This is a genomic window from Streptomyces sp. NPDC051907, from assembly GCF_040681075.1.
Taxonomy (GTDB): domain Bacteria; phylum Actinomycetota; class Actinomycetes; order Streptomycetales; family Streptomycetaceae; genus Streptomyces.
In genome coordinates this window covers 54,030-63,046 of the sequence record NZ_JBFAYB010000049.1, presented here as the reverse complement: position 1 = coordinate 63,046, position 9,017 = coordinate 54,030, and the positions used below count along the sequence as shown (strand labels likewise).

Here is a 9,017-nt window from a genome sequence, read left to right as displayed (position 1 = left end):
GAGGGTGACGTCCCCTGTGCGGGCTGCCCGCGGGGCTCCGCCCCGGACCCCGCGCCTCAAACGCCGGCGGGGCTGGATGTGCCCGGGAAACTCAGCCCGTCCGGCGATTGAGGACACGGCCGAAGGCCGTACGGGGGCGCAGCCCCCCGGGGGGCTGAAAGGCGCGCCTCAATCGCCAGCCGGGCTGAAACGCGCCGTGCGGAGGGTTTGGGCCAGGGCGCGGAGGGAGGCCGTCGAGTGGTCGTGGAGCGCCGGGCCGAAGGTGATGCGGGTCGCGCCCAGACGGCCGAGCTCCGAGATGGACGGAGGGCCGGGATACGGCGCCGCGTTGATCGGCGCGGTGATCTCCGCACGCAGGGCCACGAGACCCTCCGGCCGAGCGCCGATCGGGTAGACGCAGTCCGCCCCCGCCGCGAGATACAGCCGGGCCCGTACGATCGCGTCCGCCGGGTCGCTCGCGCCGCGGATGAACGAGTCGACGCGGGCGTTGACGAAGAGCCGGTCGCCCGCCTCCGCCCGTACCTCCGCGAGCCAGTCCGCGTGCCGGCGCGGGTCCTTGAGCCGCTTTCCGGGGCCGGAGTCCTCCAGATTGCAGCCGACCGCGCCGGTGTCGAGGATCCGGGCGACCAGTTCCTTCGGAGGCAGGCCGTAGCCGTCCTCGACGTCCGCCGAGACGGGGACGTCGACCACGCGGACGATCCGGGCCACCGCCGCGAACATCTCGTCCGCCGGAGTCTGACCGTCCGCGTACCCCAGCGACGCCGAGACCCCCGCGCTCGGCGTCGCCAGTGCCGGGAATCCCGCCTCCGCGAAGACGCGGGCGCTCGCCGCGTCCCAGGGGCCCGGCAGGACGAGCGGGTCTTCGGGCGCGCGGTCGTGGTGCAGAGCGCGGAACGCTTCGACGGTCATGGCGTGGACTCCTCGATGTCAGTCGCGGTTCTCAGTTCCCGGTTCTGAGCTCCCGGGCCTCAGTGCTTGAACTGGCCGGGCGTGTAGTGGCCCGGCGTCGACCGCGTGGCCACGCCGATCCGGTTCCAGGCGTTGATGACCGTGATCGCCGCGATCAGCTGCGCGAGCTCCTTCTCGTCGAAGTGCGCCGCCGCCTTCTCGTACACCGCGTCCGGCACGAAGCCGTCCGTCAGCACGGTGACCGCCTCCGTCAGCTCGATCGCCGCGATCTCCTTCGCGGTGTAGAAGTGCTGCGACTCCTCCCAGGCGCTGAGCTGCACGATCCGCTCCACCGACTCGCCCGCCGCGAGCGCGTCCTTGCTGTGCATGTCGAGGCAGAAGGCGCAGTGGTTGATCTGCGAGGCGCGGATCTTGACCAGTTCGAGGAGGACGGGGTCGAGGCCCTGCCGGGACGCCGCGTCCAGCTTGACCATGGCCTTGTAGACCTCGGGGGCGAGCTGCGCGAGCTCGAGGCGGGAGGGGTGCTCGGGGGCGTAGTCGTTCGAGGCGGCTGCGGTCGTGTTCGCCGCCGTGTTCGCCGTCGTCTGCGTCGTCGTGTTCGTCGTCATGCCAATGACCGTACGGGTGCTTTGGCGCAGGAGTATGGTCCATTCCCATGACGGATTCATGGGTCACTTTCGGGGCGGACCTCCATCTGGAACTGCGCGGTCCGGGGCTGCGGTCGGGGCTGATGGACGCGTTGCGGGAGGCGGTGCGCACGGGCCGGCTGGCCCCCGGCACGCGGCTGCCGTCCTCGCGCTCGCTCGCCGCGGACCTGGGCATCGCCCGCAACACGGTGGCGGACGCGTACGCCGAGCTGGTCGCGGAGGGGTGGCTGACCGCGCAGCAGGGGTCGGGCACGCGGGTGGCGCGACGGGCCGCGCCGAGGCGGCAGGCGGCGGGGGCGCACCGGGCGCGGCCCGTCCGCCGGGGGCCCCGGCACAACCTGACGGCGGGGAGCCCGGATCTCGCGTCGTTCCCGCGCGCGGAGTGGCTGAAGGCGTCCCGGAAGGCGCTGACGGCCGCGCCCCACGAGGCGTTCGGCTACGGAGACGGGCGCGGGCGCATCGAGCTGCGGACCGTGCTGGCCGACTATCTGGCGCGGGCGCGCGGGGTGCACGCCTCCCCGGAGCGGATCGTCCTGTGCTCGGGCTTCGTGCACGGGCTGATGCTCATGGGCAAGGTGCTGCGGCGCAGACGGGTGCGCGAGGTGGCGGTGGAGTCGTACGGGCTGGACTTCCACTGGAACCTGCTGGCCGAGGAGGGGCTGCGGCTGCCCGCGCTGCCCTTCGACGAACTGGGCACCCGCACCGAGGCGTTGGGGGCGATGCGCGGGGCGGGCGCGGTGCTGATGACGCCCGCGCACCAGTTCCCGATGGGCGTGGCCCTGCACCCCGACCGGCGCGCCGCGGCCGTCGACTGGGCGCGCCGCACGGGCGGGCTGATCCTGGAGGACGACTACGACGGGGAGTTCCGCTACGACCGCCAGCCGGTGGGCGCCCTCCAGGGCCTGGACCCCGAACGCGTGGTCTACCTGGGCACGGCCAGCAAGTCCCTCGCCCCCGGACTGCGGCTCGCCTGGATGGTCCTGCCCGAGGAGCTGGTGGGCGAGGTCCTCGAGGCGAAGGGGAACGCCGACTGGCTCTCCAGCGCGCTGGACCAGCTGACGCTCGCGGAGTTCATCGCGTCGGGGGCGTACGACCGTCATGTACGGGGGATGCGGCTGCGCTACCGCAGGCGCCGCGACCAGCTGGTGGCGGCGCTGGCCGAGCACGCCCCGGACATCCGCGTCACCGGCATCGCCGCGGGCCTCCACGCGGTCCTCGAACTCCCCCCGGGCGCCGAGCGCTCCGTCGTCCAGGCGGCGGCCTGGCAGGGCCTGGCCCTGGAGGGCGTGACCCGCTTCCGCCACAAGGACGCGCCCCAGGGCAGGGACGCGCTGGTGGTGGGCTACGCGACACCCCCGGACAGCGGCTGGGCGGGGGCGCTGGAGGCGCTGTGCCGGGCGCTTCCGTAGAGGGCGCCCACCGGCTGGGGGAGTAGAGGGGGAGGGGGATACGAGGGGCGGGGCCGCGGATCACGCGCGGACGCGGCGTCCGCGCTGAGCGGCTGACTGCGGCTCACCACGTCGTCCGCCGCGGACGCCCGGTCGGACCTGCCGCCCTCGGCCCCGGACGACGTCCGGCGCCCCGACGAGCGGCCCCGCTACAAGCAGCCCCGCTACGACCTGCGCCCCTACGAGCCCGCCCCGCTACAAGCAGCCCCGCTACGACCTGCGCCCCTACGAGCCCGCCCCGCTACAAGCAGCCCCGCTGCGAGCCGCCCCGCTACGAGCAGCCCGCTACGAGCCGCGCCCCTGCGAGCCGCGCCGCTACGAGCAGCCCGCTACGAGCCGCCCCCCTACGAGCCCGCCCCCCTACGAGCCGCGCTGAGCGTCGCCTTCCGCGTCCTCCCCCGAACCCCCGCCGGGCGGCCTGCCGCCCTCCTCCGGCGGCTTGCCGGCTTCGGTGCTCGCCTTCGGCGGCTCGCCGAACCGTGCCAGCGCCAGCGCGCCCGCCACCGCCACCGCGAACCCGGTCACCGCCAGCCACCCCAGCCCCTCCCGTGTCTGGTCGCCCAGCCACACCACGCCCACCACCGCCGGGCCCACCGTCTCGCCGAGCACCAAGCCCGCCGTGGCCGTCGTCACCGAGCCGCGCTGGAGAGCCGAGGTCAGCAGCAGGAACGCCGCGCCGCCGCCGAGCACCAGCGCGTACACCGCCGGGTTCGCCAGCACCTCGGGCAGCTCCACCGAGTCGATCAGGCGGACCGCGACCTCGACCACCCCGAACCCCAGGCCCGCCCCGAGGCCGAGCACCAGCGCCCGCGGCTTGTCGGGCAGCCGGCCCGCCGCCGCGCCGACGAGCAGCACCCCGACCGCCACGCCGAGCATCGCCCAGCGCAGCGCCGTCGACCCCTCCTCGTCGCCCTCCGCGCCCGCGGCGAGCCCCAGCATGGCCAGGCCCGCGCAGACCACCCCCACCGCGGTCCACTCCGTCGACTTGAGGCGCACATGGAGCAGGCGCGAGGCGACCACGGCCGTGACGGCGAGGCTGGCGGCGAGCGCCGCGCCGACCGCGTAGATGGGCAGCAGGCGCAGGGCCACGATCTGCAGCGCGAAGCCGACCCCGTCCAGGCCCAGCCCCACGACGTACCGCCACTGGCGCAGCGCCCGCAGCAGCAGCGCCGCGTCGACGCCGGACCCCGTGCCGGGCGCGGTCGCGCGCGCGGCCATGGCCTGGAGAACGGAGGCCGTGCCGTAGCAGACCGCTGAACCGAGTGCACAGATCATCCCAAAGAGCACAAAGCGACTGTAGATCAGCAGGGTTGGCAGACCGGGCTTACGGACACGCGGGGCGGCCATCTAGTCTGTGCGGCGATCACCGGCTTGACCGTGACGTGTCAGTGATCTGACGTGAAACCGGCTTGATTCGACGGGAGACAGCAGCTGATGGCGCGACGCAGGCTGAGGTCGAGCACCGTGGTGCTCGGCGGCATGGGGGTGCTCGCGGCGACGATCACGTCCTGCGGCTCGGACCCGGACAGGCGGTGCGTCGACCCGGTCACCCGCGAGAAGCTGCCCAGCTACGAGTGCGAGGAGAGCGGCAGCGGAAGCGGCTCCAGCGGCGCCGGGACCGTCCGGGGCGTGTACTACTACGGCGGCCGCGTCAACGACGGCAAGGTCGAGGACGGCAGCTTCGACAAGAAGGCCGTCGACAGCGGCGGCTTCGGATGCTCCGGCTCCGGCGGCGGCTGAGGTCGATCGCGCCGTGAAGCGCCACACCATCGAACCCCGCGTCGGCTGGCAGGAGACCGTCGAGGAGCAGGGCTGCGTCTACCCGCTCACCCGCTACCCGGACGGCTCGCTGCGCCCGTACTGGGACGAGAGCGCGTACTACGAGTTCTCCCTGCCCGAGGTCGAGGCGCTCGAAGAGGTCGTGGAAGAGCTCCACGCCATGTGCCTGGCCGCCGCCGCGCACATCGTGGAGCAGGATCGGTTCGCCGACCTCGGCATCACCGACCCCAAGCTCGCCTCGCTGATAGCCGAGTCCTGGCGGCGCAAGGCCGAACTGCCCTCCGTCTACGCCCGGTTCGACCTGCGCTACGACGGCCTCGGCCCGGCCAAGATGCTGGAGTACAACGCCGACACGCCCACCTCCCTGGTGGAGGCCGCCAGCCCTCAGTGGTTCTGGATGGAGGAGCGCTTCCCCGGCGCCGACCAGTGGAACTCCCTCCACGAGCGCCTCGTCGACGCCTGGAAGCGCCAGGCCCCGCTGCTCCCGCCCGGCCCCCTGCACTTCGTCCACTCCGACGGGGACGAGCTGGGCGAGGACCTGATGACGGTCGCCTATCTGCGCGAGACCGCCGAGCAGGCGGGCATCGCCACCGAGGCGCTGTCCGTCGAGCGCATCGGCTGGGACCGGCTGTCGGGCCGCTTCGTCGACGACCGGCTCCGCTTCATCCGCAGCTGCTTCAAGCTGTACCCGTGGGAGTGGCTGGTCACCGACCGCTTCGGCCCCCATGTACTCGACACCCTGGACAACGGCGGCGGCACGGGCACCACCTGCTGGATCGAGCCCGCCTGGAAGATGCTCCTGTCCAACAAGGCGCTGCTCGCGATCCTCTGGGAGCTGCACCCCGGACACCCCAATCTGCTCCCCGCCTACCTCGACGGCCCCCGCGAACTCGCCGCCGAACGCGGCTACGTCGCCAAGCCGCTGCTGGGCCGCGAGGGCGCGGGCGTCGCCGTCCACGAGCCGGGCAGCGCGCCGGCGCTGCGCGAAGAGCCCTGCGTCTACCAGGAGTTGGCCCCGCTGCCGGACTTCGACGGCAACCGCGTGGTGCTCGGCGCCTGGGTCGTCGAGGACGAGGCGGCGGGGCTCGGCATCAGGGAGTCGGCGGGGCTGGTCACGGACGAGTACGCCCGCTTCCTGCCCCACGTCATCCTCTAGCCGTTCTGGCTGCCCGGCCGTTCTGACTGTCCGGCCGCCTGGCCGTCTGGCTGCTGGATGCCTGGGCGGCCGGTCCGGCCGGGGGCTCAGGCCTTGAGCGCGCCCTTGAGCTGCTCCAGGCCCCAGTCCAGGTCCTCCTTGCTGATCACCAGCGGCGGGGCGATCCGGATCGTGGAGCCGTGGGTGTCCTTCACCAGGACCCCGCGGTCCATCAGCTTCTCCGAGATCTCCCGGCCGGTCCCGTGGCTCGGCGCGATGTCGACGCCCGCCCACAGCCCGCGACCGCGCACCGCCTCCACCGCGCCGCCGCCGGTCAGCAGGCCCAGCTCACGGTGGAGGTGCTCGCCCAGCTCGGCGGCGCGCTGCTGGTACTCGCCGCCGCGCAGCATCGCGATCACCTCCAGCGCCACGGCACAGGCCAGCGGATTCCCGCCGAACGTCGAGCCGTGCTCGCCCGGCTTGAAGACGCCGAGCACGTCCGCCGACGAGACGACCGCCGACACCGGCACGACGCCGCCGCCCAGCGCCTTGCCCAGCACATACATGTCCGGCACGACGTCCTCGTGCTCACAGGCGAAGGTCCGGCCGGTCCGGCCGAGGCCGGACTGGATCTCGTCCGCGATGAACAGGACGTTCCGCTCGCTGGTCAGCCGCCGCACGCCCGCGAGGTACCCGGCGGGAGGCACGACCACCCCGGCCTCGCCCTGGATGGGCTCCATCAGCACGGCCACGGTGTTCTCGGTCAGCGCCGCGTCCAGCGCGGTCAGATCGCCGTACGGAACGATCTCGAAGCCCGGCGTGTACGGACCGAAGTCCGCCCGCGCCTCGGGGTCCGTCGAGAAGCTGACCACCGTGGTCGTACGGCCGTGGAAGTTGCCGGCCGCGACGACGATCTTCGCCATGTTGTCCGGGACGCCCTTGACCCGGTAACCCCACTTCCTGGCGGTCTTCACGGCGGTCTCCACCGCCTCCGCCCCCGTGTTCATCGGCAGCACCATCTCCATGCCGCACAGCTCGGCCAGCTGCGTGCAGAAGTCGGCGAAGCGATCGTGATGGAAAGCGCGTGAGGTCAGCGTGACTCTCTCCAGCTGCGCCTTCGCGGCGTCGATGAGGCGACGGTTTCCGTGACCGAAGTTGAGCGCCGAGTACCCGGCGAGCATGTCGAGATAGCGGCGCCCCTCGACATCGGTCATCCAGGCGCCGTCGGCCGAGGCGACGACGATCGGCAGGGGGTGGTAGTTGTGCGCGCTGTGCGCTTCCGCGGAAGCGATGGCACTCTCCGATGTAGACACGGGATCTCCGTCCGTCCGTCTGTACAAGCCATCCGGTGTGCAAGCCATCCGGCCTGAGGCGGGGTGGTGCGCCCGTTTCTATCGTCGCTCGCATGGTGGACGTAGAAACCTTGCTGCGGGGCGCGACTATTAAAGTTGTGGGTACGCACGGCGACTGGCGTACGGGGAGACAACCTCGAGGAAGCCGCGCGCGGAAGATCAACGCGAGGTGCCGCCCGCCTGGGCACCCCGGGGACAGATGCGACGCCCGAGCAACGGACCGCCCCGGAGGACACCATGACCCTTCCCCTGCCGCATCCGGCACTCTCCGCCGCAGACCCGGAACTGGCGGCCCTCGTCGGCGCCGAGGAACAGCTCCAGGCCGAGACCCTGCGGCTCATCCCCAGCGAGAACTACGTGTCCAACGCCGTGCTCGAAGCCGCCGGCACGGTGCTCCAGAACAAGTACAGCGAGGGCTACGCGGGCCGCCGCTACTACGAGGGCCAGCAGAACATCGACCAGGTCGAGCTGCTCGCCATCGCCCGCGCCAAGGCCCTCTTCGGCGTCGAGCACGCCAATGTCCAGCCCTACTCCGGCTCCCCGGCCAACCTCGCCGTCTACCTCGCCTTCGCCGAGCCCGGCGACGCCGTGATGGGCATGGCCCTGCCGATGGGCGGCCACCTCACCCACGGCTGGGGCGTCTCGGCCACCGGCAAGTGGTTCCGCGGCGTCCAGTACGGCGTACGCCAGGACACCGGCCTCATCGACTTCGACGAGGTGCGCGAACTCGCCCTCAAGGAGCGCCCGAAGGTCATCTTCTGCGGCGGCACCGCGCTGCCCCGCACCATCGACTTCGCCGCGTTCGCGGAGATCGCCCGCGAGTCCGGCGCGGTCCTGGTCGCCGACGTCGCCCATATCGCCGGCCTGATCGCGGGCGGCGCGCACCCCTCCCCGGTCCCGCACGCCGACGTGATCTCCACGACCACCCACAAGACGCTGCGCGGGCCCCGCGGCGCGATGCTCATGTGCCGCGAGGAGCACGCCAAGGCGATCGACAAGGCGGTCTTCCCCGGCCTCCAGGGCGGCCCCCACAACCAGACCACCGCGGCCATCGCGGTCGCCCTCCACGAGGCGGCGCAGCCCTCCTTCCGCGCCTACGCCCAGTCGGTCGTCGCCAACGCCAAGGCGCTCGCCGAGCATCTCCTCGCCCGAGGCTTCGACCTCGTCTCCGGCGGCACGGACAACCACCTGATCCTGATGGACCTCACCCCCAAGGAGGTCCCGGGCAAGGTCGCCGCGAAGGCGCTCGACCGGGCCGGGATCGTCGTCAACTACAACACCGTGCCCTACGACCCGAGGAAGCCGTTCGACCCGTCCGGCATCCGTATCGGCACCCCCTCTCTCACCTCTCGTGGTCTGGGCGTCGAGCACATGGCCGCGGTCGCGGAGTGGATCGACCGCGGAGTGCGCGCGGCCGGGGCGGGGGACGAGGGGGCGCTGGCGGCGATCCGGGCCGAGGTGGGGGAGCTGATGGGGGCGTATCCGGCACCGGGGCTGGCGGGGTAGGTCGGGCGGGGGTGGTGCCGGGGGCGTCCGGCCCGCTCTGTCCTCAATCGCCGGACGGGCTGGGGTGGCTCGTCCCGGCCCAGGGGCCCTTGGCCCGGGCTCTCCGGTGCGTGGGGCTTGATCGGGGCGGGTGCGAGTTTGGCCGGGTGTCCGTGTGGTTTGCGGGTTCTCGTGGGCGAGGGTCGTCCTCAATCGCCGGACGGGCTGGATTCGCCGGATGGGCTGACTTTGGGCCTGCCGC

8 protein-coding genes and 1 riboswitch are annotated in these 9,017 nt (G+C 72.7%); of the genes, 4 read left to right on the top strand and 4 right to left on the bottom strand.

Annotated features, from left to right (window positions below; all coding sequences use genetic code 11):
* Window positions 1–168: 168 nt before the first annotated feature.
* Both AB0M39_RS24190 and AB0M39_RS24185 read right to left on the bottom strand, forming a co-directional pair.
* Entirely contained in the window at window positions 169–909 is a 741-nt protein-coding gene (locus AB0M39_RS24190) for an isocitrate lyase/phosphoenolpyruvate mutase family protein (protein ID WP_365367691.1), read from the bottom strand.
* A 59-nt stretch (window positions 910–968) separates the two neighbouring features.
* A complete protein-coding gene (locus AB0M39_RS24185) occupies window positions 969–1,517 on the bottom strand; it encodes a carboxymuconolactone decarboxylase family protein (protein WP_365367689.1) in 549 nt (182 codons plus the stop codon).
* Window positions 1,518–1,564: 47 nt separating this feature from the next.
* Here AB0M39_RS24185 and AB0M39_RS24180 point away from each other — a divergent pair, with 47 nt between their 5' ends.
* On the top strand, window positions 1,565–2,965 hold the full coding sequence (locus AB0M39_RS24180; RefSeq protein WP_365367687.1) for a PLP-dependent aminotransferase family protein: 1,401 nt from the start codon (window positions 1,565–1,567) through the stop codon (window positions 2,963–2,965).
* 399 nt (window positions 2,966–3,364) lie between these two features.
* Here AB0M39_RS24180 and AB0M39_RS24175 read toward each other — a convergent pair whose 3' ends face one another.
* Window positions 3,365–4,279, bottom strand: coding sequence for a hypothetical protein (locus AB0M39_RS24175; protein WP_365367685.1), 915 nt, complete (start codon window positions 4,277–4,279; stop codon window positions 3,365–3,367).
* 159 nt (window positions 4,280–4,438) lie between these two features.
* Here AB0M39_RS24175 and AB0M39_RS24170 point away from each other — a divergent pair, with 159 nt between their 5' ends.
* Window positions 4,439–4,744 carry a hypothetical protein gene (locus AB0M39_RS24170; RefSeq protein WP_365367683.1) on the top strand — a complete coding sequence of 102 codons (306 nt, stop codon included), beginning with the start codon at window positions 4,439–4,441 and terminating at the stop codon, window positions 4,742–4,744.
* A 13-nt stretch (window positions 4,745–4,757) separates the two neighbouring features.
* Window positions 4,758–5,939: a glutathionylspermidine synthase family protein gene (locus AB0M39_RS24165; RefSeq protein ID WP_365367681.1), complete on the top strand. Its 1,182-nt coding sequence runs from the start codon at window positions 4,758–4,760 to the stop codon at window positions 5,937–5,939.
* A gap of 86 nt (window positions 5,940–6,025) precedes the next feature.
* Here the strand turns inward: AB0M39_RS24165 and rocD are convergent, their stop codons facing one another.
* Entirely contained in the window at window positions 6,026–7,231 is a 1,206-nt protein-coding gene (gene rocD, locus AB0M39_RS24160) for an ornithine--oxo-acid transaminase (protein ID WP_365367679.1), read from the bottom strand.
* 140 nt (window positions 7,232–7,371) lie between these two features.
* Window positions 7,372–7,463, top strand: a riboswitch (ZMP/ZTP riboswitch).
* A gap of 44 nt (window positions 7,464–7,507) precedes the next feature.
* Between rocD and glyA the strand changes: the two genes are divergently transcribed.
* The gene (gene glyA, locus AB0M39_RS24155; RefSeq protein WP_365367677.1) at window positions 7,508–8,776 is read left to right on the top strand and encodes a serine hydroxymethyltransferase; all 1,269 of its coding nucleotides are present in this window, start codon (window positions 7,508–7,510) and stop codon (window positions 8,774–8,776) included.
* Window positions 8,777–9,017 lie beyond the last annotated feature (241 nt).

Bases quoted from the DNA above. Each gene is read 5' to 3' on its own strand.
- AB0M39_RS24175 (WP_365367685.1), bottom strand. From the start codon at position 4,279: ATGATCTGTGCACTCGGTTCAGCGGTCTGCTACGGCACGGCCTCCGTT.
- AB0M39_RS24185 (WP_365367689.1), bottom strand. From the start codon at position 1,517: ATGACGACGAACACGACGACGCAGACGACGGCGAACACGGCGGCGAAC.
- AB0M39_RS24180 (WP_365367687.1), top strand. From the start codon at position 1,565: ATGACGGATTCATGGGTCACTTTCGGGGCGGACCTCCATCTGGAACTG.
- AB0M39_RS24170 (WP_365367683.1), top strand. From the start codon at position 4,439: ATGGCGCGACGCAGGCTGAGGTCGAGCACCGTGGTGCTCGGCGGCATG.
- glyA (WP_365367677.1), top strand. From the start codon at position 7,508: ATGACCCTTCCCCTGCCGCATCCGGCACTCTCCGCCGCAGACCCGGAA.
- AB0M39_RS24190 (WP_365367691.1), bottom strand. From the start codon at position 909: ATGACCGTCGAAGCGTTCCGCGCTCTGCACCACGACCGCGCGCCCGAA.